At 47.9% G+C, this 21,076-nt stretch carries 23 protein-coding genes; 12 read left to right on the forward strand and 11 right to left on the reverse strand.

Annotation, left to right across the window (positions count from 1 at the left end; genetic code table 11):
* Positions 1–557 precede the first annotated feature (557 nt).
* Complete coding sequence (locus tag QEZ41_RS03250) at positions 558–1,757, reverse strand: amino acid aminotransferase (RefSeq protein ID WP_289409956.1); 1,200 nt, start codon at positions 1,755–1,757, stop codon at positions 558–560.
* 137 nt (positions 1,758–1,894) lie between these two features.
* Here QEZ41_RS03250 and uvrB point away from each other — a divergent pair, with 137 nt between their 5' ends.
* Complete coding sequence (uvrB, locus tag QEZ41_RS03255) at positions 1,895–3,913, forward strand: excinuclease ABC subunit UvrB (protein ID WP_289409957.1); 2,019 nt, start codon at positions 1,895–1,897, stop codon at positions 3,911–3,913.
* Here the strand turns inward: uvrB and QEZ41_RS12010 are convergent.
* From QEZ41_RS12010 to QEZ41_RS03265, 3 genes are read right to left on the reverse strand one after another with little or no spacing between them, the layout of a single operon-like run.
* Positions 3,910–4,080: a hypothetical protein gene (locus QEZ41_RS12010; RefSeq protein ID WP_353061881.1), complete on the reverse strand. Its 171-nt coding sequence runs from the start codon at positions 4,078–4,080 to the stop codon at positions 3,910–3,912. The genes uvrB and QEZ41_RS12010 overlap by 4 nt on opposite strands.
* Positions 4,004–4,885: an asparaginase gene (locus QEZ41_RS03260; RefSeq protein WP_289409958.1), complete on the reverse strand. Its 882-nt coding sequence runs from the start codon at positions 4,883–4,885 to the stop codon at positions 4,004–4,006. The genes QEZ41_RS12010 and QEZ41_RS03260 overlap by 77 nt, the downstream gene beginning before the upstream one ends.
* Positions 4,882–5,187, reverse strand: coding sequence for a DUF2288 domain-containing protein (locus QEZ41_RS03265; protein WP_289409959.1), 306 nt, complete (start codon positions 5,185–5,187; stop codon positions 4,882–4,884). The genes QEZ41_RS03260 and QEZ41_RS03265 overlap by 4 nt, the downstream gene beginning before the upstream one ends.
* 162 nt (positions 5,188–5,349) lie before the next feature.
* Between QEZ41_RS03265 and QEZ41_RS03270 the strand changes: the two genes are divergently transcribed.
* Genes QEZ41_RS03270 through QEZ41_RS03280 form a run of 3 tightly spaced genes read left to right on the forward strand, consistent with a single transcriptional unit; the run spans position 5,350 to position 7,347 of the window.
* Complete coding sequence (locus QEZ41_RS03270) at positions 5,350–6,237, forward strand: NAD(P)-dependent oxidoreductase (RefSeq protein ID WP_289409960.1); 888 nt, start codon at positions 5,350–5,352, stop codon at positions 6,235–6,237.
* Positions 6,228–7,016, forward strand: coding sequence for a hydroxypyruvate isomerase family protein (locus tag QEZ41_RS03275; protein ID WP_289409961.1), 789 nt, complete (start codon positions 6,228–6,230; stop codon positions 7,014–7,016). The genes QEZ41_RS03270 and QEZ41_RS03275 overlap by 10 nt, the downstream gene beginning before the upstream one ends.
* 31 nt (positions 7,017–7,047) lie before the next feature.
* Entirely contained in the window at positions 7,048–7,347 is a 300-nt protein-coding gene (locus tag QEZ41_RS03280; RefSeq protein ID WP_434556784.1) for a BolA family protein, read from the forward strand.
* Positions 7,348–7,366: 19 nt separating this feature from the next.
* On the opposite strand, the gene QEZ41_RS03285 is transcribed toward QEZ41_RS03280, so the two are convergent.
* A complete protein-coding gene (locus QEZ41_RS03285; protein ID WP_289409962.1) occupies positions 7,367–8,242 on the reverse strand; it encodes a hypothetical protein in 876 nt (291 codons plus the stop codon).
* A 233-nt stretch (positions 8,243–8,475) separates the two neighbouring features.
* Here QEZ41_RS03285 and aroC point away from each other — a divergent pair, with 233 nt between their 5' ends.
* From aroC to QEZ41_RS03325, 8 genes are all read left to right on the forward strand, one after another.
* Entirely contained in the window at positions 8,476–9,567 is a 1,092-nt protein-coding gene (aroC, locus tag QEZ41_RS03290; RefSeq protein WP_289409963.1) for a chorismate synthase, read from the forward strand.
* A gap of 84 nt (positions 9,568–9,651) precedes the next feature.
* Complete coding sequence (locus tag QEZ41_RS03295; protein ID WP_289409964.1) at positions 9,652–10,806, forward strand: MFS transporter; 1,155 nt, start codon at positions 9,652–9,654, stop codon at positions 10,804–10,806.
* Positions 10,790–11,410: a methylthioribulose 1-phosphate dehydratase gene (locus QEZ41_RS03300; RefSeq protein ID WP_289409965.1), complete on the forward strand. Its 621-nt coding sequence runs from the start codon at positions 10,790–10,792 to the stop codon at positions 11,408–11,410. Before QEZ41_RS03295 ends, QEZ41_RS03300 begins: the two co-directional genes overlap by 17 nt.
* Before the next feature lie 47 nt (positions 11,411–11,457).
* Positions 11,458–12,003, forward strand: coding sequence for a 1,2-dihydroxy-3-keto-5-methylthiopentene dioxygenase (locus tag QEZ41_RS03305; protein WP_289409966.1), 546 nt, complete (start codon positions 11,458–11,460; stop codon positions 12,001–12,003).
* Between the two features lie 2 nt (positions 12,004–12,005).
* Positions 12,006–12,674 (forward strand): acireductone synthase, encoded by a 669-nt coding sequence (gene mtnC, locus QEZ41_RS03310; RefSeq protein WP_289409967.1) that lies wholly within the window; start codon positions 12,006–12,008, stop codon positions 12,672–12,674.
* A gap of 161 nt (positions 12,675–12,835) precedes the next feature.
* Positions 12,836–13,420 carry a Fe-S biogenesis protein NfuA gene (gene nfuA / locus QEZ41_RS03315; protein ID WP_289409968.1) on the forward strand — a complete coding sequence of 195 codons (585 nt, stop codon included), beginning with the start codon at positions 12,836–12,838 and terminating at the stop codon, positions 13,418–13,420.
* 163 nt (positions 13,421–13,583) lie between these two features.
* A complete protein-coding gene (gene ihfB, locus QEZ41_RS03320) occupies positions 13,584–13,868 on the forward strand; it encodes an integration host factor subunit beta (RefSeq protein WP_289409969.1) in 285 nt (94 codons plus the stop codon).
* 14 nt (positions 13,869–13,882) lie between these two features.
* Complete coding sequence (locus QEZ41_RS03325) at positions 13,883–14,197, forward strand: LapA family protein (RefSeq protein WP_289409970.1); 315 nt, start codon at positions 13,883–13,885, stop codon at positions 14,195–14,197.
* Here QEZ41_RS03325 and QEZ41_RS03330 read toward each other — a convergent pair.
* From QEZ41_RS03330 to QEZ41_RS03355, 6 genes are all read right to left on the reverse strand, one after another.
* A complete protein-coding gene (locus QEZ41_RS03330; protein ID WP_289409971.1) occupies positions 14,194–15,849 on the reverse strand; it encodes a Na/Pi cotransporter family protein in 1,656 nt (551 codons plus the stop codon). The genes QEZ41_RS03325 and QEZ41_RS03330 overlap by 4 nt on opposite strands.
* A gap of 155 nt (positions 15,850–16,004) precedes the next feature.
* On the reverse strand, positions 16,005–17,606 hold the full coding sequence (locus tag QEZ41_RS03335) for an isocitrate lyase (RefSeq protein WP_289409972.1): 1,602 nt from the start codon (positions 17,604–17,606) through the stop codon (positions 16,005–16,007).
* Positions 17,607–17,993: 387 nt separating this feature from the next.
* Positions 17,994–18,800: a hypothetical protein gene (locus QEZ41_RS03340; protein WP_289409973.1), complete on the reverse strand. Its 807-nt coding sequence runs from the start codon at positions 18,798–18,800 to the stop codon at positions 17,994–17,996.
* Positions 18,797–19,429 carry a DUF7931 domain-containing protein gene (locus QEZ41_RS03345; RefSeq protein WP_289409974.1) on the reverse strand — a complete coding sequence of 211 codons (633 nt, stop codon included), beginning with the start codon at positions 19,427–19,429 and terminating at the stop codon, positions 18,797–18,799. Before QEZ41_RS03345 ends, QEZ41_RS03340 begins: the two co-directional genes overlap by 4 nt.
* A gap of 6 nt (positions 19,430–19,435) precedes the next feature.
* Positions 19,436–19,861 (reverse strand): GNAT family N-acetyltransferase, encoded by a 426-nt coding sequence (locus QEZ41_RS03350; protein ID WP_289409975.1) that lies wholly within the window; start codon positions 19,859–19,861, stop codon positions 19,436–19,438.
* Positions 19,854–21,038 carry a ribosomal protein uL16 3-hydroxylase gene (locus QEZ41_RS03355; RefSeq protein WP_434556785.1) on the reverse strand — a complete coding sequence of 395 codons (1,185 nt, stop codon included), beginning with the start codon at positions 21,036–21,038 and terminating at the stop codon, positions 19,854–19,856. Before QEZ41_RS03355 ends, QEZ41_RS03350 begins: the two co-directional genes overlap by 8 nt.
* Between the last annotated feature and the right edge of the window lie 38 nt (positions 21,039–21,076).

A 21,076-nucleotide genomic window follows, 5' to 3' on the forward strand; every position in this document is an offset into this window, starting at 1 on the left:
GTGAAACGATGCATCGCCGATGGTAGTGTGGGGTCTCCCCATGTGAGAGTAGGTCATCGTCAAGCGCCAAATAAAAAGCCCTTGCAGAGTCGCTCTGCAGGGGTTTTTTTATGCCTATAAACTTTTAACAATGACTTTAATTAGTTTGAATTCAATCGCGAAAAGGGCAATCCAACAGCTCTGTAGTCCAGGTTGGAATTAGGGTTGCCGGCGAGGCTTTTGAGGCCCGACGCGTCGAAGAAAAAGCAATGCACCCAGTCTAGAATTAAAGCTCAAATCTCAAACTTAAAATCTGCGTCATGATTTGGTTTTTGGTTCGTTGGCAAGTCAGCTTCTGCATTGAATATGTGCTTTGCCTGCAGCTTTATGCTGGCCTAGGCTTAATCGCGCAAAAGTTGCGCTCCCACAGAAGCTGATCCGGCGCGCTAACCTGCTAAAGTGATCTGCGTTAACTCAGACAGCTATCAACCACGCGCCTAATAAAAAGCCCCTGCAATGAAACGGTGCAGGGGCTTTTTTAGTTACTTGCTGAGTAGCGATCTTTGGTGGATACCTATTTATTTACAAACCTCTACTATAGCGTCCGTTACGGCGTCTATGTTTTTCATATTAAGGGCTGCAACGCATATGCGCCCTGTAGACACCGCGTAGATGGCAAATTCTTCGCGCAGGCGCTCAACCTGTGCTGCTGTTAGCCCGGTATAAGAAAACATTCCGTGCTGCTCAATGATAAAACCAAAGTCTTTATTAGCGCCTTTATTTTTGAGTTGTTGCACCATCAGTGTGCGCATTTGTTGAATGCGTTTGCGCATGGAGGCCAGCTCTTCCTGCCATAAAGCATTTAGCTCTGGGTTGTTGAGTACCATGTTAACGATGGTGGCACCGTGAGTTGGCGGATTTGAGTAGTTGGTGCGGATTACACGCTTTACCTGCGATAGAACACGCTGTGCTTCTTCTGTGGTCTGTGTAACGATTGAAAGCGCGCCAACACGCTCTCCGTAGAAAGAAAAAGATTTTGAAAAAGAGCTGGAAACAAAAAACACCATGCCAGACTCTGCAAACAGTCTCACAGCAGCAGCGTCCTCTTCAATTCCCTGCCCAAAGCCTTGGTAAGCAATGTCTAAAAACGGAATGTGCTGTTTGGTTTGTATGATCTTGATAATTTCGTGCCAATTTTCAACTGTCAAATCTACTCCAGTTGGGTTATGGCAACAGGCGTGTAAGATCACAACCGAGCTAGGTGGTAGCGCTTGCAGATCTTCAAGCATGCCTAGGAAATCTAAACCGTTGGTAGAGGGCTCATAGTAACGGTAATCCTGTACTTCGTAGCCGGCGTTTGTAAACAGCGCGCGGTGATTTTCCCAGCTTGGGTTGCTAATGGCTACAATACCGCTGGTATCAAGAGTTTTTAGAAAATCCGCGCCGAGCTTGAGTGCACCTGTACCACCTATAGACTGAGCAGTAACGATTCTTTGCTGTTGAATAACATCACTGTCTTGACCGAACAATAGTTTTTGAACTGCGTTATCATAGGCGGCTATGCCTTCAATGGGTAAATACCCACGAGGTGCCATGGCCTGTTGGCGAAACTCTTCTGCTCGTGCAACAGCTTTTAGCAAAGGAATTTTTCCGTCTTCGTCAAAGTACACACCTACTCCGAGGTTGATTTTTTCTTTGCGAGGATCAGCGTTAAAGGCTTCGTTTAGACCTAAGATTGGGTCGCGAGGTGCCATTTCAACAGGGGTAAACAGGCTCATATAAGATAACTCTTAATTAAAGTTGGTTGCATAGATTACTGATGTTAAGTCGATAGCTAAGCAGGCATTATAGCCTAGAAGCAGTTTGTTGTTAGTTTAGTTTTACCCTAATGGGTGGCATTTTAAAAGGTGGCACAATGTCTAAGTTTCAACTGGTTACCAAATTTCAACCCGCGGGTGACCAGCCGACGGCTATAGCGCAGATGGTGCAAGGGCTTGAAGCCGGTCTTGCTTATCAAACCCTGCTAGGGGTTACCGGTTCGGGTAAAACCTTTAGTATTGCTAATGTTATTGAGCAGGTTCAGCGTCCGACTATAGTTTTAGCCCCTAACAAAACGTTGGCCGCACAGCTTTACGGTGAGTTTAAGCAGTTCTTTCCACATAATGCCGTGGAGTACTTTGTTTCTTATTACGATTATTACCAGCCGGAAGCCTATGTGCCGGCGTCGGATACATTTATTGAAAAAGACGCATCAATTAATGACCATATTGAACAGATGCGCTTATCTGCCACCAAGGCCTTACTGGAACGCTCCGACGTTATCATTGTGGCAACTGTGTCAGCGATTTATGGTTTGGGTAGTCCCGAAAGCTATTTAAAAATGGTGCTACATCTGGACCGTGGTGATCGCATGGACCAACGGGAGATTCTTAAGCGTCTGGCAGAGTTGCAATATACGCGTAACGATATGGATTTTGCGCGGGCAACGTTTCGCGTGCGTGGCGATACTATTGATGTTTATCCAGCAGAGTCGGATTTTGAAGCCATTCGTATCGAACTCTTTGATGACGAGATAGAGAATATAACCGCCTTTGATCCGCTTACCGGCGAGGTACTTGGTCGTTTGCCACGTTTTACTTTCTATCCTAAAAGCCACTATGTAACACCCCGAGAAGTGCTGCTGGAAGCGATTGATAAAATTAAGAAAGAGCTTGCTGAGCGTCTTAAGCAATTGCACGATGAAAATAAATTGGTGGAAGCTCAGCGTCTTGAGCAACGCACGCGCTTTGATTTGGAAATGATTTTGGAGTTGGGTTATTGCAACGGGATTGAAAACTATTCACGTTACTTGTCGGGTCGACCAGAAGGCTCGCCGCCGCCAACGCTCTATGACTATCTACCGGATAATGCATTAATGGTGATAGATGAATCCCACGTTTCCGTACCGCAAATTGGCGCCATGTACAAAGGCGACCGTTCGCGTAAAGAAACCTTGGTTAATTATGGCTTTCGTCTACCTTCTGCGCTAGATAACCGACCTATGCGTTTTGAAGAGTGGGAGGCGGCGAGCCCGCAGGCGATCTTTGTCTCTGCGACACCGGGTAATTATGAGGCTGAACATGCAGGGCAAATTGTTGAGCAAGTTGTCCGTCCTACAGGGTTGATTGACCCGGAAATTGAAGTGCGTCCTGCTAGCACCCAAGTGGATGATCTGTTATCACAAATCCATAGCCGTGTCGCTGTAGGCGAGCGGGTGTTAGTTACTACCCTGACTAAACGCATGTCCGAGGACTTGAGTGAATACCTTGCTGAGCATGGGGTGCGTGTACGTTATTTACACTCAGACATTGATACGGTTGAGCGAGTGGAGATTATCCGCGATCTGCGCTTGGGTGTTTTTGATGTATTGGTGGGTATTAATTTGCTGCGTGAAGGGCTGGATATGCCGGAAGTGTCCTTGGTGGCTATTTTAGATGCAGATAAAGAAGGTTTTTTACGTTCTGAGCGCTCGTTGATTCAAACCATAGGTCGTGCTGCGCGTAACCTGCATGGTAAAGCGATACTGTATGCGGACCGTATTACCGGTTCCATGGAGCGGGCGATGTGTGAAACAGAGCGCCGTCGTAATAAGCAGATCGCTTTTAACGAATTACATAATATCGTGCCGAAGGGCGTACAAAAAGACATACGCGACATTATGGAAGGTGCGACAGTGCCAGGTTCGCGTAGCGGTAAGCGTAAATCGCAGGCGCGTGCTGCAGAAAAAGAGGCCGCCTATGGCAAGCAGTTTGGCTCCGTTGCAGACTTAGCTAAACACATCAAACAGTTGGAAGAGCGCATGTATAAGCATGCGCGCGATTTGGAGTTTGAGGCAGCTGCACAGTTACGTGATGAGATTCGCCAGCATCGCGATCTATTACTAACTATGGATTAGTGTTCGGCAAAGGCTTGCCTAAGTAGCGCCAAGTCAAAACCTGCATTGATGGCGAGCATTAATAGAATGCGTGCTTTTTGAGGTGGCAGGTCATCGGCAGCAATTAGCTGTAAATCGGCATAACAATCCAAATCTAAGATGCGACCGCTGGCCAGTCTGCTGCTCATTACGACTGGGATGTTCGATTGCGATTTCTTCCAGCGGTGAACAACGTCCCGCACCGGTTCCAGCCAAGACAATACCCTCGGGACGTTCGTACTTAAGCGCGCTTTGCAGTAAACGCGCATCTGCACCGGCATGGGAAAAAAGAATCGGTACATAAGGCTCGTGGTTGTTCAACGGTAGTTGGCTAAATATAGAATTTAAGCTGTGTTTGCGGGCGGGCAGGTGGTCTATGCGCACACTACGATCTGTATCAATGCTGCCAAGCGGGCCATTGTTGAGCGCCTGAAAACTTTCGAGGTGATAGCTGTGGGTTTTGCTCACGTCTCGTGCCGAATAAATTTTATCGTTCATCGCCACCAATACGCCTAAGCCATGGCACTGGGGCGCAGCGGCTGTGCGTACAGCATTAAGCAAATTGAGCGGGGCATCGCTGCTTAAGGCAGAAAAAGGGCGCTGTGAGCCGGTTAGAACGACAGGCTTGTCGCTGGCTAGCGTTAGGTGCAAGAAATAAGCGGTTTCTTCTAACGTGTTGGTGCCATGGGTAATGACTGCACCATTAAAACCTTGTGCAAAGCTTTGTTCCAGTCGCTGCTTTAAATCGAGCCAGTGCTGATAGGTCACCGCAGTACTGGTGATATTGTCTATCTGCTCGATGCTGATTTGAGCGTGCGCACTGAGTTCTGGCAGGGCATCAACCAGTTGTTGGGCGGTGTAATGACCTGTTTGATAGTGGCGCAGTTCATCACGTAGTTCATGATGGGCAGAGATGGTGCCGCCTAACGCAAAAAGCTTGATTCGTGGTTTCATTTGCGGCTCCGCTCTTGTACCAGCACCCAGGGTGAAACTACGCTTGCCCAAAGCTCGGGATCGCGCTCATGAAAATCTAACGCGTCCTGGTCGTTTAGATTACGGATACGATTGCTTTGCATCAGTTGAGTGATTTGGGCTTTATCATCGTTAACAATGGCTATTGCGACTTCAATAAGGTCTTGCTCACTATCTATCCAGAGTAATAAACCTTTAGCAAAAAAAGGCGCCAGTTCAGTCCAGCTTATTTGCGCGGTTTTGCCGAAGATTTCTGCATAAAGGGGGCTAATTTCATCAGGCATGGTCAATCCACTTAAAAACTAACATAGCGGCTATGATAACCAGTTATTGGTATTGATGTCTTTGCGGACTTTGATTTCAGCGTTTAACATGGCTTAGCAGTATTCAGTTTGCGTATGGTGGCTTTGTAATTAGCTAGACGCAAAGTAATTAAAGGAGAAGTTATGGCTCTTCGTTTAGGTTTTGCCGGTATTGGCTTGATGGGCTTGCCTATGTGCGAGCGTTTGTTAGCGGCGGGCTATGCGTTAACAGTCTGGAATCGAACACCTGAGAAATGTATTCCGTTGCTAGAGCAGGGCGCACAGCAGGCGCTTACAGCCAAACAACTGGCAGAGACCTGTGATGTGCTCATACTCTGCTTGGCCGATACCCAGTCGGTGCAAGAGGTGGTGCTGGGTGAACAGGGCATAGCTAAGGGCTTAAGACCGCAACAAATTATAGTGGATTGCTCCAGTATTGAGCCGCAGGCTACGCGCGAACTGGCCAGTTATGTACAAATAGAGTGTTCAGCTGTTTGGCTGGATGTGCCGGTTTCGGGCGGTGTAATCGGTGCGCAAACGGGCAGCCTGACTCTAATGGCTGGTGGTGATGCACAGGCTTTAGCGCAGGTTAAACCGGTGCTGATGCAGTTAGGGCAGCGCTTAACACATATGGGTGAAGTAGGTGCAGGGCAGGTTACTAAAGTTTGTAATCAAATGCTGGTGGCTTGTAATGCGCTGGTTATTGCCGAGGTGGTGGCTTTGGCTGAACGGGCCGGAGTGGATGCGCAGTTGTTAGCTCCCGCTTTGGCGGGAGGTTTTGCCGACAGCAAGCCACTGCAGATATTGGCACCACAAATGGCGAGTCAAACCTATGAGCCCATCAAATGGCATGTACGCACACTGCTAAAAGACTTGGACACTGCGGTTAAACTCTCTCAGAATACTCCCAGCGCCACACCCATGAGCGGCCTAGCTGCACAGTTGATGCGCACCCATGCCGTGCAGGGTAATGCAGATAAAGATCCAGCCACGCTGGTTGAGCTGTATCGTGGGGGAAAAGCATGCACGTAATTGCCAATATCTCCATGTTGTTTACGGAACTGCCCTTATTGCAGCGTATCGGTGCAGCCAAGCAAGCTGGCTTTTTTGGCGTTGAGATACAGTTTCCTTATGAGGTATCTGCTTTAGCGCTTAAACGCGAGCTTGATGAACAGCAAATGCCGTTGTATTTGATTAACTTGCCAGTTGGTGACCTTATGCAGGGTGGTTTGGGATTGGCATGTCAGGCGAAAAGACGCACTGAATTTGCTGAGGCTGTAGATACGGCGTTGGAGTATGCCGTTATTGCTAAACCCAAAATGGTTAACGTGCTGGCTGGCCGTCTAGCGCAAGGGCAGGCATGGGACGAAGCATTTAGTATTCTAGCGGCGAACGTACGTGATACGGCTCAAGCATTTTCGCGTATGCATACTAAGGTGTTATGTGAAGCGATTAATCCGCTGGATATGCCCGGGTTTTTGCTTAATACTCCTGAGCACTTACTGCTTTTGTTAAAAGAAGTGGCACGGCCGAACTGTTTTGCTCAACTTGATCTCTATCATCTGGCGCGGCAGCAAATCGATGTCACAATGGCTATCGAAAAACTTGCCGGACAGATAGGTCATGTACAGTTTGCTGATTGTCCGGGCAGAAATGAGCCGGGTACTGGTACGATTGATTTCCTGCAAATTAGAAAAAAACTGTATGAAATTAATTATCAAGGTGTTTGGGCTGCTGAGTATTGTCCGAGCTCCACAACATTAGACGCTTTGGCGTGGTTAGACTCGGCAGCTTTTACGAGCTATGTGTAAACCCCGCTTAACTTATTTGATTAGGATATGTATGCAGCAGAAAATCGAAGCCGCTTTGGCAGAGTTAACGCCTAACTTTTTGGTTATTGATGACGAAAGCTATATGCACAGCATTGGTGAAAACAGTCATTTTAAGTTAGTGATAGTCAGTGATCAGTTTGTGGGGCAGCGCAAAGTACAGCGCCACCAAAGAGTTTATGCGTTGCTAGGTGAGATCATGCAGCAAATTCATGGCTTGGCACTGCACGCCTATACCCAAGAAGAGTGGGATGCGGTAATAGCAGCACCTGAATCACCCGAATGTCAGGGTGGTGGCTTGTTGGATTTGTGAACTGCTAATCGGCTGACGACTATCTGGTTGCCATCCATATAAGCAACGCCGCTTGGAAAACCGCAAAAACCACTAGCATGGTGATGGTGAATCTGAGGGAGTTGTCATCCCGACGCAAAAACTCAACTTGCTCGGCTAGTTTTTTGAGCTGAACCTCTTGTTCGCGCATGTTTTTGTCTGCTGTTTGTAAAATATCAGCCGTTTCAGGCGTTTCAATAATGCGGATTTTTTCGTTATTCCAGTCGGTATGGATTTGGCTAACTCGCGGTGCACTACAGTTTGCGCGCATCTGAACGCCATCTTCGTAACTGACCGTAAAACCTTGTGCTTGTAACGCATAGTCACGACGTAAGCGGGCATTATCGTTAGGCACGAATTTTGACAGCAAAGGTGTATTTTGTACGGTGTAATGTGCACATTTTTGTTTTGCCCAGCGCGCGGCCATTGCAATCATAAAACGACCGAGTCCCCGATTAGCAGGTTCTGTACGAAAACCTTCTTCAGGTAAGAAACGAATTTCTTTGCGTTCGTGATCGACCCAAACCTCAAGCTGATTAAAACCCTTAGTTGCTTTTTGGTTGGTCAGCTCAACAGTTAGCTTAAGCATACTTTGGCTATCACTATGGCGACTTACCCGACCGAAAGTGCCAAACAATAAAGGGCGCAAGCCTGTTTCTCTGTCGGCTGGCAAGGGTGCTAGGCGGATTAGCTGGTGACGTTCCGCAGCAAGCGAGCTCCAGCTATGTTCCAGCTGTTCTTGTGGGGCGTTTTTCTCTACAGCATCATCAACCTGCTCGGAACTTTCCGTAGTCGCAGCATCAGCCTTGGGCTCATTTAGCGGTTCAACGTTTTTTGAGGCGTTGTCTTGGAGTGTATCCGAATTTTCTGCGTGCATATCAGTCTCTAGTGTTTTTTCATTTAAAGCGTAGCTTAATAGGTTCTATTATAACCGCTGTCTCGGCTGTAATTTTGATAACTATAGACTAGCAATGTGCTATCTGATTGTAATTAAAGTTTTTATTTTGCTTGAAAAAAAGAGTTAGTGTGAAGTTTGACCTTAAGCAGCGTGCAAGAAAAGCCTAATCAAGGGTATAATTCACCTTTTAATCGGTGTGATGGAGTGTTGTGATGTCGGGCAATAGCTTTGGCAAATTATTTACGGTGACTACGGCAGGCGAAAGCCATGGCCCGGGGTTGATGGCCATTGTTGATGGTTGCCCGCCAGGAATGCCGTTAACCACAGCAGACTTGCAACATGACTTGGACCGGCGCAAGCCGGGCACTAGCCGTCATACAACGCAACGTCAAGAAGCCGATGAAGTCGAAATCCTTTCCGGTGTATTTGAAGGTGTTACCACGGGCTGTCCGATTGGTTTGTTAATTCGCAACACCGATCAACGCTCCAGAGACTACTCGGCGATTCAAGACTTGTTCCGTCCAGCGCATGCGGACTATAGCTATCAGCACAAGTACGGTGTGCGTGATTATCGTGGTGGTGGGCGCAGCTCAGCCCGCGAAACGGCAATGCGTGTAGCCGCTGGCGCGATTGCAAAAAAATATTTGGCTACTAAGGGCATTCAAATTCGTGGCTATATGAGCCAGCTTGGGCCCATTACGATTCCTTTTCAGTCGTGGGATGAAGTGCATAACAATGCCTTTTTTAGCCCCAACAGTGGAAAAGTAGCTGAGCTGGAAGCCTATATGGATCAGTTGCGTCGCGATCAAGACTCAGTGGGTGCAAAAATCACTGTGATCGCTGACGGGGTGATGCCTGGACTGGGTGAGCCGATTTTTGATCGCTTAGATGCCGAATTAGCTCATGCGCTAATGAGCATTAATGCGGTGAAAGGCGTTGAAATAGGTGATGGTTTTGCCTGTGTTGCGCAGCGTGGGACTGAACACCGCGATGAAATGACGCCTGATGGTTTTTTGTCCAATCATGCTGGCGGCGTTTTAGGTGGCATCTCCTCAGGCCAGCCGATTGTGGCGCATATTGCACTAAAACCCACCTCAAGCATCACAGTGCCGGGACGTACTATTACGGCCAGCGGTGAGGCGACAGATATGATAACCAAAGGCCGGCATGATCCCTGTGTCGGTATTCGTGCTACACCTATTGCTGAGGCGATGATGGCAATGGTGTTAATGGATCATTTTTTACGCCAACGCGGACAGAATGCTGATGTCAGGGTGTCAGTTCCTGTGCTTAAGCAACTCTAAACCTAAAAGCTAGGTGTTGTAGATGCGCTCGTTTAGTGGCAGCCTCTGCAACACCCCCCCCCACTTCCCGATACATATTTGCCCATGCCCTATTGGCGCTTATCCAATTTTTATTTCTTTTACTTTGCTCTGTTAGGTGCAATAGCGCCGTATGTGCCGTTATATTTTGCGCACTTGGGTTTTAGTCCTGCACGCATTGGTGAGCTGGTAGCTATGCCGATGGTGATGCGTTGCTTGGCACCGAATTTATGGGGTTGGTTAGGAGATAAGACCGGACAGCGTTTACGTATTATACGCTGGGGTGCTTTGTTGACACTGCTTGGGTTTAGCCTGATTTTTATCAGTAAAAGCTATGCTTGGCTGGCATTGGTGATGTTCGTACATGCGTTTTTCTGGCACGCGATTTTGCCACAGTTTGAAGTCATTACCTTTGAGCACTTGAGTCAGCGCCCGCAAGACTACAGTCGTATCCGTCTATGGGGTTCGGTGGGTTTTATTGTTACGGTAGTGCTGCTGGGTTATGTATTTGTTGATTTGGGTTTGGGTAGTTTTCCGTGGCTGGTTTGTTTAATCATGCTGGGGATTTGGCTTAGCAGTCTGCTAGTTCCCAAAGCGAAAACCCAAGCCGCGCGCCTTCAAAGTCAGGTTGGCTATGGGTTTTTCAGCTATTTGCAGCAGCGCCCGATAGGGGCGTTTTATTTGGCCGTTATGTTGATGCAAATCTCCCACGGCCCGTATTATACGTTTTTGTCAGTGTATTTAACGGAGTTGGGTTATAGCCGCAGTGCAGTAGGCTGGCTTTGGTCGTTGGGTGTGCTGGCTGAAATTGGCTTGTTTATTTATATGCCCAAATTGTTGTTGCGTTTTAGTCTGCGACACGTATTGTTAGCGAGTTTTGCCCTAGCCGCCGTGCGTTGGTTAGCCTTAGGTTATCTGGCGGATCAATTGTTATGCTTGATTGTGATCCAGATTTTACATGCGGCAACCTTTGGCAGTTTTCACGCTGCGGCAATGCAGTTTGTTCAGCGTCAGTTCCCTAGCAACAGGCAAGGGCAGGGGCAAGCGCTGTATGTGTCATTATCTGGTGTGGGTGCAGCTATTGGTGCACTCTATGCAGGCTATATGTGGAGTGCGGCGGGCGCGGCAGGAACTTTTGCTGTCGCAGCTGGCGCTGCTACTATGGCGTTGATTATTGTGTGGATGGGATTAACCGAGCATCGAAATGGACAAACAGCGTAAACATCTAACCCAGCAAATTATCCAAGCTGGACAATTTTTATACCGTCAGGGTTGGTCGCCAGCGACCAGCAGTAATTATTCAACGCGCTTATCAGCCGAGCAGGCGTTATTGACGGTGTCAGGTCGGCATAAAGGAGAGTTAACGGCTGAAGATGTACTCGTCGTTGACTGGCAGGGGCAAAGCTTGGAAGAAGGTAAGAAACCCTCAGCCGAAACCTTGCTGCATACGCAGCTATATCAGTGGCGTGCCGAGATTGGCGCTGTATTGCATACCCATTCTAACGATGCCTGTGTGCTGTCGTTATTAGAGCAGAGCACAGAGTTGCGCTTACATGGCTATGAACTGCAAAAAGCATTTACCGGCTATACCACACATGAGTCGACTCTGGTGGTGCCGATTTTTGCTAATGACCAGACGATTCCTCGTTTAGCAACGCAAGTGCAACAGTGGTTGGATACACATCCTGACTGTGTTGGTTACTTAATCCGTGGTCATGGCTTGTATACCTGGGGCGCACAAATGAGCGATGCGCTGCGGCATATTGAGGCTTTTGAGGCCTTGTTTGCCTGTGAGTTGAAGCTAAGAGCGCTCAGAGCTGTTTAAGCTGCCGCTTGAAAACCCAATTAAAACATTAGGATAATGGTGCTTGTATGAGTCATTTATGTGTTTATCACAGCAGTAGCCCAAAACAACCGGTGAAACTGTTAAATCATCTGGAAGATATTAGCAGTGCGCTGGCGGAAATAGGTGTTCGCTTTGAACGTTGGCAGGCCAATCAGCCGATCACTGCGCAGTCCACAACCGAGGAAGTGTTAGCGGCTTATCGAGACGACATTGAGCGCTTAAAGCAAGAAGGGGGCTATGTGGCAGTCGATGTCATCAGCGTAGATGAACAGCATCCGCAAAAAACTGAATTACGCGCGAAGTTTCTTGAAGAGCACACACACAACGAGGATGAAGTACGGTTTTTCGTTGCTGGACGTGGTTTGTTTAATCTGCATGTCGATGAGCAGGTTTACTCTGTGTTGTGCGAGCGGGGTGATTTGATTTCCGTACCAGCGGGTGCCAAGCATTGGTTTGATATGGGTGAGCATCCGCGCTTTACGGCGATTCGTTTGTTTAATAACCCCGAAGGTTGGGTGGCGCACTATACGGGTGATACGGTTACGGCGCTTTATCCACTGCTGGAGGACTAAACGTGGCGGTACAGGCAATTCTGACGGATATCGAAGGTACGACCAGCTCGATAGGTTTTGTTTATGATGTGTTGTTTCCTTATGCCCGTGAGCGGATGAAAGATTACGTACAGCAACACGCAGCAGAGTTGAACGAGCAACTGGAGGCGGTGCGTCTTGAAGCGCAAGAGCCGGAGGCTGAACCTGCTCGCGTGGCAGAAATTTTAGTGCAATGGATGGCTGAAGATCGCAAAGCGACGGTTTTAAAAGACGTGCAGGGTAAAATCTGGCGTGAAGGTTATCTCAGTGGTGCGTTGCAAGGTCATGTATATGCTGATGCCGTGAATGCATTGCAGCAATGGCATGCGATGGGTTTACAGCTGTATGTGTACTCATCAGGTTCGATTGAGGCGCAGAAACTGATTTTTGGTTACAGCGTGGCGGGTGATTTAACGCCGCTATTTACGGGCTATTTTGACACCACCAGCGGCGCAAAGCGTGAGCGGGAGTCCTATCAACGTATCGCCGAGGCTATAGACAAGCCTGTAGACAGTATTTTGTTTTTATCGGATGTTGTGCAAGAGCTTGATGCAGCGAGGGCAGCGGGCATGCAAACCTGTGGTCTTGCGCGTGAGGGAGGAGTATTAGGCGATCATCAAACAGTAGCCAGTTTTGCTGAGGTGAAAATCTAAACCCGAAAACTTAAATATACTTGACTTGTTTGGTAGGTCTTTATTTTTACCTGATTTCTGCGTACACTGTGCACACTCTTACCCATTAGTGGGTGCTGGGGTTTTCATAAAAATACAAAACTTCAGCGGCCAGACATGAATGAATCTTCCGAGGAATTACGATGAGCATTATCACCATCACAGACGCAGCACAGGCTTATCTTGCTGAGTTGTTAAGCAAACAAAACACTCCGGGAATTGGCGTGCGTATTTTCATTACCCAGCCTGGTAGTCAGTATGCGGAAACCTGTTTATCTTATTGCAAGCCCGACGATCAGAACCCAGAGGATGAGATCATTGGTTATGCGGACTTTACCGCATGGATTGATCGTCCCAGCATTCCTTTTTTAGAGGATGCCGTTGTTGACTTTACAACCGACAAAATGGGCGGGCAGCTGACCATCAAAGCCCCTAATGCCAAGTTGCCAATGGTAAACGATGATAGCCCGCTTGAAGATAAGGTTAACTACTACATTCAAACTGAAATCAATCCGGGTTTAGCCAGCCACGGCGGTCAGGTGAGTTTGGTGGATATTGACAAGGGCATAGCTATTTTGCGCTTTGGTGGCGGCTGTCAGGGCTGTGGTCAAGCGGATCTGACTTTAAAGGAAGGTATTGAAAAAACTTTAATGGAGCGTTTGCCAGAAATTAAGGGCGTGCGTGATGTTACGGATCACACCTACCGCGAGAATGCCTACTACCGCTAGTTGTACGATTGAGTTCGACCTTAGTGTTTTGTTATTGCGCTAACCCGTTGTAGTGCTTATAGTTATTTAGTTGATTTGTGTTGCAAAAAACTGTTTTGCTACTGTTCAAATCAACCTGTGCATGTTAAAAGCTGTGCAAAACACTAATTAAAGGGATATATAGATGACCAAATCTGAGTTGGTTGAGCGTATGGCAACCAAGCAAGACCAATTGTCAGTGCGCGATATAGAACTGGCAGTAAAAACTTTGCTGGAACAAATGACCCAGGCTTTGGCAGATGGAAAACGTATAGAAATACGTGGCTTTGGTAGTTTTTCACTAAATTATCGCGCGCCTCGCACAGGGCGTAATCCAAAGACGGGCGAGTCGGTGGTGCTGGAAGGTAAGCACGTGCCGCACTTTAAACCGGGCAAAGAACTGCGCGAACGTGTGAACACAGTTAAGTAGAAACTGAGAATATTATGCAAAAAATAAAACGCGCCATTGTGTTTGTTTTCTTATTGGCTGTTGCTGTAGTGGTTTTGTTATTTACTATGGAAAACAGACAGTTGGTACACCTGTCACTTATGGGTCAGCTAACACCTGATTTGCCTTTGGCTTTATTTGTATTGGTGGTCTTTGTTTTAGGTTTGATAGTGGGTTTTGCGATAAATTGGTTGCGTAGCAAAGGGCTGGAATATAAATGTCGCAAACAAGCTAAACAGATCGATAGACTCAAATCTGAACAAAAAAGCACTCAAGAAAAATCAAACTTGCCAGAAATCAGCCACAGCTAAGGCTGCTGCGCTTTCAAGCGGCTCTTGTTCAGCTCATCAGCCGCCTCCAGAGCAGGGTAGACGGTTGAGCAAATGTGCGAATGGATGCGCTTTAAATCCCGAATGATATCCAAATGCAGCGAGCTGGTTTCTAGGCTGGCTAAGCGCTCCTCTCTAAGTCTCTTCATATGGTTTTTTGCAGCTTTTAGCTCAAGTTCACGCATGTGAGATTTTTGTGCTAATAGCATGCGCGCCGATTTTACATCTCCTGACAAAAATACGGTCATAGCCAACTTAAGGTTGTTGACCACGATACTGTGGAACTCAACTATTTCTTGCGCGCCCTCATCGGAAAACTGCAGCTGATGTTTGATTTTTTTGCTGGCTAATTCCATCAAGTTTTTATCAATAATATCGCCGATATGTTCAAGGTTAATCGATAGGCTATGGATTTCCATAGCGCGTCTATTTTCGTGATCCTCAAGGCTGTTCTGGGTGATTTTAACCACATATAGTTTGATGGTTTCATGCAGGCGGTCGACAGAGTCATCCATCTGTGAGATTTGCGCCACTAGCTTGCGGTCGTTAGTCATAATGGCAGTAATGGTGTTTTGCAGCATCTGCTCAATCAGATCGCCCATGCGCAGGGTTTCACGTGTCGCGCAGGAGAGTGCGATAGCCGGATTACTAAGAGCTTGTTTATCAAGATAGATAGGTGTGGCTGGATCGTTGGTTATTTTCTTATCAGGCAGTAAACGTTCTAACAGCTTGGCAACTAAGCCCAGCGGAAGCAGAAAAATAAGCGCCATTACGAGGTTGAATAAAACATGGAAGTTGGCTGTTAGGCGCGCGGGGTTGCTATCAAAGGCCGCCAAGGGCTCGGCGATAAAAGGTAATAAAGGTAAGAAAATTAAGCAGCCCAGCATACGGTTAAATAGATTACCCAGCGGCATACGTTTGTTGGCAGGATTAGCACTGCTCAAACCTTCCAGCAAGGGATTGAAGGCGCTGCCTAGGTTGGCGCCTAGCACCAACGCCATCGAAGCCAGTGGCGTAACCAGTCCAGAGGCAGCAAGTGACATGGTCAATAAAACCGTAGCAACGCTGGAGTGGGCAGCCCAGGTCAGTATTGCGGCCACGAAAAGAGTCAATACGGGCTCGTCCGCCATAGCATTAAATAATTGCTGTGCGGTGGCTGAGTTTTGTACCGGTGTTAAGCTGTCAACCAATAAACCCAGTGATAACAGCATCAAGCCTAGGCCGATAGCGACACGTCCTAAGTCTTTAAACAGCGTTTGTTTGCTGCGTTTAAATACAGCATAACCCGTAATTATCAGCAGCGGAGAAAGGGCGGACGCATCAAAGGAAAGCACCTGCACGATGAGAGTCGTGCCTACGTTAGCGCCGAGCATAACGGCCAGTGCTGGCGCTAGGGCAACAACACCGCTGGCAGAGAAGGAGCTGAGCATTAAAGCTGTAGCGGTGCTGCTTTGTAAAATGGCGGTAACGCCAATACCGGTTGTAAAAGCCTGGATAGGATTTTTTAATACTTTGCCCAGCCAGCGTCTCAGGCGTGTACCAAAAGCGCGCACTATGCCTGTGTTGACCATGTGCAGGCCCCACAGAAGTAAGGCTACACCGCCAGCAATGTTTAAAATAATTTTGGCGCCCATAGCGGTGTCCGGCTGAGAGATAAGATTGCTTACAGCTTTGACTATGAGGCTTGGCTAGCAAGAAGAAAATGCCACATCAGTAGTAGAAAATAGGCAATAAAAAACCCCTAACCGAAGTTAGGGGTTTTTGTGCAGCACTCTGAAACAGTTACAACTTAAACGTTGTCGAACTGGTTCATGGTGTTGTCTTCGCCGCTTGCTTTCAGCGCTGCGTCACCGGAGAAGTACTCTTTATGAGTATCACCGATGTCAGAACCCGCCATGTTCTGGTGACGAACACAGGCAATGCCTTGGCGGATTTCTTTACGCTGAACACCTTCAACGTACGCCAACATGCCTTCTTCACCGAAGTAGCCTTTAGCGAGGTTGTCAGTTGACAGCGCCGCAGTGTGGTACGTAGGCAGAGTGATCAAGTGGTGGAAGATACCCGCTTCGCGCGCTGCATCTTTCTGGAAGCTCTGGATGCGTGCATCAGCTTCGTTACACAGGTCAGTACCGTCGTAGTCAGCACTCATCAGGCGGTCACGATCGTACTTGGATACGTCTTTACCAGCAGCTACCCAGTCATCGTACACTTGCTGACGGAAGTTCAGAGTCCAGTTGAATGATGGGCTGTTGTTGTAAACCAGTTTCGCATCAGGAACAACTTTACGGATCTCGTTAACCATTTCAGCGATCTGGCCAACGTGTGGTTTCTCAGTTTCGATCCACAGTAAGTCAGCACCGTTCTGCAGTGAAGTGATGCAGTCCAGAACAACGCGATCAAAACCAGTGCCTTCGCGGAACTGGAATAAGCCGCTGGCTAAGCGCTTAGGCTTGAGCAGTTTGCCGTTAGATTTGATAACAACGTCGCCGTTCTCGATTTCGCTAGCATCATTGATGTAGTCGCCATCTAGGAAGCTGTTGTACTTATCGCCCAAGTCGCCCGGCTCATTAGTCACAGCAATTTGCTTGGTCAGGCCAGCACCTAGGGAGTCAGTACGAGCAACGATAATGCCGTCGTCAACACCTAACTCTAGGAACGCATAACGCAGTGCGTTAATTTTGGCGATGAAGTCAGCGTGCGGAACAGTTACTTTACCGTCCTGGTGACCACACTGCTTCTCGTCAGAAACTTGGTTTTCGATCTGTAGGGCACAGGCACCTGCTTCGATCATTTGCTTAGCCATCAAGTAGGTGGCTTCTTCGTTACCGAAACCAGCATCGATGTCTGCAATAATTGGCACAACGTGCGTTTCGAAGTTTTCAATTTGGTCTAGAATCTTAGCTTCTTCGGCTTTGTCGCCTTCTTTACGTGCTTTGTCTAGCGCGGTGAACAGCATGTCGAGTTCACGGGTGTCGGCTTGACGTAAGAAGGTGTAGAGCTCTTCGATCAGGTGTGCAACAGAGTTTTTCTCGTGCATGGACTGGTCAGGCAGTGGGCCGAACTCAGAGCGCAGTGCAGCAACCATCCAACCGGAGAGGTAGAGGTAGCGCTTGTTGGTGGTTTTTAAGTGTTTTTTGATGGCAATCAGCTTTTGCTGACCAATAAAACCGTGCCAGCAACCCAGTGATTGGGTGTACTTGGAGGTGTCAGCATCATACTCAGCCATGTCTTTGCGCATGATGGCTGCAGTGTACTTGGCGATATCTAAACCTGTTTTAAAACGGTTCTGGTAACGCATACGAGCGGCAAACTCTGGGTTAATCGCCTTCCAGCTGCTACCAGCTTTTTCTACAACAGCGGCAATTGCCTTAATTTCGTTCTGATATGACATGGTCAATCCTTCATAGAGTGTATTGGGTTGCCCCACAACCTGCTATCGCTGGATGTTAAATTGCGGGTAAGCTCGCCGCTGCTTGCCGGTTTTGTCTGGAGAGTGTTGAGCTGAAGAGGGAAGGCTGAGTAGCATGTTAAAGACTACCCAATATGCTTTTGCTTCCACGTCCCTCAGGACAACAACGTTCCAGTCGCAACCTCGACATGCTTTCTTGTGGAAAGAATGAACACAAATCAACTTGGCAATTCATCAGGCTGATTTGGAGGCAAAAGCCTCTGGCTAGCGGGAGCGGGCATATGATGCGCTTTCATAAAGCGTTCGTCAAATATTTTTGTAGTGTTTCTGCTCAGGCACTACAAGAAAGCACAATGTCGTTAAGTATTATTAATCTAAAAGTTCAACTTTGATGCGTAAATCATTGTTGTTACTGCTATATATTTTGCTTCTTGAGAGTGCGTCGCGACTGTTTGAGTTTTGTTGAGCGTCAATACTGCTGACGCTGATCCACTCATTTAAGCGTCCAGAAATGCGTGTGTTGGTTGATTGGGTTTCGGTGATATGTTGCTGCTGAGCATTGAGGCGGTCGTCCTGATTGCTTAGCTCTAGGGTTACCCAATCACCTTGTACGGTAGCGGTTACATAAAAGCCTTGGGTAAGGTTGCGCTGGCTGGTTTGTTGTTGTGGCTGGCCATGTTGATTCAGCGCCCAGTGTTTTTCTTGTATTTGTTGGCCTGTTTGCACCAAGGCGGCCGAACCCTCAAGCGTCTGTACGCTGCGTACGCCGGTGTTTTGTTTTTGGCTATTGTAGCGTTTGACTTCTACTCTGTTACTGCCACCTTGACCTATCACCACCTCGCCTTGTTTGCCTTTAATGCGGCCCTGCGCATCAAGCTGACTGTCACGACTGATGCTGCTACCTTGCGTATCTACGCTGATAAGTAAACGACGGGCTGGAGTGTCGATTTGCTCAATCAGCTGTTTGATTTCTTCAATTTTCTTGTCGTCTGCCTGAATAATTAATTGATAACCCCACTCAGTGGCACGCTCGTAGGGTTCCATAAAGGAGTTAATTACCGGCAACAGCTCAGCTGCAGTGCGATGCTTAAGTTCAATCACTTCGGTTTTTGCGTGGGATAAACTGATAAATAACGCCAATACTATGCTGACGCTAACCTGCAATATCTTGGTCATAAAGGCATCCTTCTTAGATTGACATCGAGGCGAGCAACAGACCACATGGCCTCGAATTCGGCGTGTTTTTTCTGTGCCAATGCTGGATCGTAGTAATAAGCTGACGCCTGCTTTGGGGTTTCAGCTTGGCGCAGCAATAAGGCCTGTTGGTCGACATCCAGCCAGTAATTATCAGAAAACGGATGCTCGCTATTGACCCGTCTGATTTGGCAGCGGCTATGCAAACGCTCGGCTAAGGGTAGCAAGCGATGACCTTCTTGCACTATGCGGCTGGTATCACGCAGTAAAATGCGTAAACGGTTGCGCTCATGGGCGAGCAGGAACTCTTTACAGTATTGATAGGTTTCGTCGTTGTCGTACAGCCAAGGCTCGAATTCTAGGCTGTAGATACATAGTTCACGTTTGGCTTGGCTAATTAAGTGGATGCTGTGTGTGCGAACAGCATCCATACTTGTCAGTAGTACGCGCTTAGCTTGACCTATTGTCGCAACGGCCTCATCCCCGTCCGTAACCGGCGCGCTGTAAGTAGGCGCAGTAGGGTTATGCACACTGAAGACGCCGGGCGAATTAAATTCAATATCACCCAAATCTTCTGGGGTCTGTGCCTGTGGGGGGATGGTTTTTGGCATGGTCAGTTAGCCGCTGGCGCGTAACATGTCAATATGTGGAATGCCGGCCTCAATAAACTCGTCACTAATAATTTTAAAACCCAGGCGCTCATAAAAGCCTGCCGCATGGGTTTGCGCGGTTAAGGTTTGCTCTGCCAAGCCTTGGCGCTCAGCTTCGCTGATGGCAGCCTGCATTAAAGCTTCACCAATGTTTAGTCCGCGCCAGTCTCTTAGGACGGACACACGGCCGATACAGCCATTAGGTAGTAAACGAGCTGTGCCGACGGCACATTCACCTTCATAGGCGAGAAAGTGCGTAGCTGAAGCATCATCGCTGTCCCATTCTTGTTCTGGGCTAACGCCTTGTTCTTTGATAAAAACACTTTCTCGAATTCGGCGAATCTCAGCATTATCTTTATGCCAATCCGCCGTTAAAACTCGGATATCAGTCATTTATACACTCCAAGCTGCCTTGTTTAATGAGCTCACACAGGAGCAAGGTGGCTTCTTCATTGTTAAGCCAAGGTTGAAGATTATCAACATGCAGACTATCACTGTCACAGATTAGTTTAATAAGTTCTACTAATGGCTCATTAAAAATACGGCTATTGCCGCAGCTAAATAACACAATTTCCTGCAGGCCATTACTCTCAAGTAAGCTCCACGCAAAACGTGCGCTGGGATGTTTTATCAATAGGCTGCCTTGCTGTAATTGGTCGAGTAATTCGTGCTCAGTGATGTCGTGACCCTGAATGAAATCCGGGTATTTGGCTTCAGTAACGAATTGACCCAACCAAGTGAGCAATGTCTGGTCATCAGAAAGCTGCTCGTTAATGAGCGCACGCAAGCGCTGCAGTTCTTCTGCACGGATCTCATTGGGATTGGTAATAGGACTCATGCCGGCATCGTTGTAACGCTGCTCATCGGTCAGAAAACGGGCTACAAAATCGGTATAACCCAATAAAGCATCTGTTGTTGAAGGTGCACGATAACCAAACGACCAAGTCATGCAGTTGTCTAGTGCAGTGCCCCAGTGTGCTAAACGTGGCGGCAGGTAAAGCATGTCGCCGGGCTCTAGTATCCAGCTCTCAGTGGTATTGAGCTCGGCCAAAATACGCATATCGGGATGGTCTTGCAGTGGGCTATCACTGTCACACATTTGACCAACCTTCCATTCGCGACGACCTTCTGCTTGCAGCAAGAATACGTCGTAGTTGTCATAATGCGGGCCAACGCCACCGCCTTCGACGGCGTAACTGATCATCAGATCATCACTGCGCCAGCGTGGTAAAAAGTCGAATTCTTTCCAGTAGTCAGCCGCATCTGGAACAAATTGGTCTACCGCTTGTACCAGTAGCGTCCAGTGACTGGGCGGCAATTTGGCAAAGGTATCTTCGGTGAAAGGACCGTGCAGTAGCTGCCAAGGTGTTTCGCCATGCTCTAAAACAATGCGTGACTCAACTTCGTCCTCTAACGCAAGGCCGGCCAGCTCATCACCCTCAATCGGGCTGACAAAATCAGGCATAGCTTGGCGAATCAGTAGAGGTTTTTTCTGCCAGTAGTCGCGTAAAAACTCTTCAGCTGTTATGCCACCAAGCAGGGTTAAGGGAGTATTGTGCGGGATAGACATGGCGGAACACCTGTGGGTTTTAACTGGGTAGGGTTGTG

It is taken from the genome of Thiopseudomonas acetoxidans (assembly GCF_030362935.1).
In the GTDB taxonomy this organism is placed as follows: Bacteria; Pseudomonadota; Gammaproteobacteria; order Pseudomonadales; family Pseudomonadaceae; genus Thiopseudomonas; species Thiopseudomonas acetoxidans.

Coding starts and splice junctions, on each gene's coding strand:
- QEZ41_RS03250 (WP_289409956.1), bottom strand. CDS start 1,757: ATGAGCCTGTTTACCCCTGTTGAAATGGCACCTCGCGACCCAATCTTA.
- uvrB (WP_289409957.1), top strand. CDS start 1,895: ATGTCTAAGTTTCAACTGGTTACCAAATTTCAACCCGCGGGTGACCAG.
- QEZ41_RS12010 (WP_353061881.1), bottom strand. CDS start 4,080: ATGAGCAGCAGACTGGCCAGCGGTCGCATCTTAGATTTGGATTGTTAT.
- QEZ41_RS03260 (WP_289409958.1), bottom strand. CDS start 4,885: ATGAAACCACGAATCAAGCTTTTTGCGTTAGGCGGCACCATCTCTGCC.
- QEZ41_RS03265 (WP_289409959.1), bottom strand. CDS start 5,187: ATGCCTGATGAAATTAGCCCCCTTTATGCAGAAATCTTCGGCAAAACC.
- QEZ41_RS03270 (WP_289409960.1), top strand. CDS start 5,350: ATGGCTCTTCGTTTAGGTTTTGCCGGTATTGGCTTGATGGGCTTGCCT.
- QEZ41_RS03275 (WP_289409961.1), top strand. CDS start 6,228: ATGCACGTAATTGCCAATATCTCCATGTTGTTTACGGAACTGCCCTTA.
- QEZ41_RS03280 (WP_434556784.1), top strand. CDS start 7,048: ATGCAGCAGAAAATCGAAGCCGCTTTGGCAGAGTTAACGCCTAACTTT.
- QEZ41_RS03285 (WP_289409962.1), bottom strand. CDS start 8,242: ATGCACGCAGAAAATTCGGATACACTCCAAGACAACGCCTCAAAAAAC.
- aroC (WP_289409963.1), top strand. CDS start 8,476: ATGTCGGGCAATAGCTTTGGCAAATTATTTACGGTGACTACGGCAGGC.
- QEZ41_RS03295 (WP_289409964.1), top strand. CDS start 9,652: ATGCCCTATTGGCGCTTATCCAATTTTTATTTCTTTTACTTTGCTCTG.
- QEZ41_RS03300 (WP_289409965.1), top strand. CDS start 10,790: ATGGACAAACAGCGTAAACATCTAACCCAGCAAATTATCCAAGCTGGA.
- QEZ41_RS03305 (WP_289409966.1), top strand. CDS start 11,458: ATGAGTCATTTATGTGTTTATCACAGCAGTAGCCCAAAACAACCGGTG.
- nfuA (WP_289409968.1), top strand. CDS start 12,836: ATGAGCATTATCACCATCACAGACGCAGCACAGGCTTATCTTGCTGAG.
- ihfB (WP_289409969.1), top strand. CDS start 13,584: ATGACCAAATCTGAGTTGGTTGAGCGTATGGCAACCAAGCAAGACCAA.
- QEZ41_RS03325 (WP_289409970.1), top strand. CDS start 13,883: ATGCAAAAAATAAAACGCGCCATTGTGTTTGTTTTCTTATTGGCTGTT.
- QEZ41_RS03330 (WP_289409971.1), bottom strand. CDS start 15,849: ATGGGCGCCAAAATTATTTTAAACATTGCTGGCGGTGTAGCCTTACTT.
- QEZ41_RS03335 (WP_289409972.1), bottom strand. CDS start 17,606: ATGTCATATCAGAACGAAATTAAGGCAATTGCCGCTGTTGTAGAAAAA.
- QEZ41_RS03340 (WP_289409973.1), bottom strand. CDS start 18,800: ATGACCAAGATATTGCAGGTTAGCGTCAGCATAGTATTGGCGTTATTT.
- QEZ41_RS03345 (WP_289409974.1), bottom strand. CDS start 19,429: ATGCCAAAAACCATCCCCCCACAGGCACAGACCCCAGAAGATTTGGGT.
- QEZ41_RS03350 (WP_289409975.1), bottom strand. CDS start 19,861: ATGACTGATATCCGAGTTTTAACGGCGGATTGGCATAAAGATAATGCT.
- QEZ41_RS03355 (WP_434556785.1), bottom strand. CDS start 21,038: ATGTCTATCCCGCACAATACTCCCTTAACCCTGCTTGGTGGCATAACA.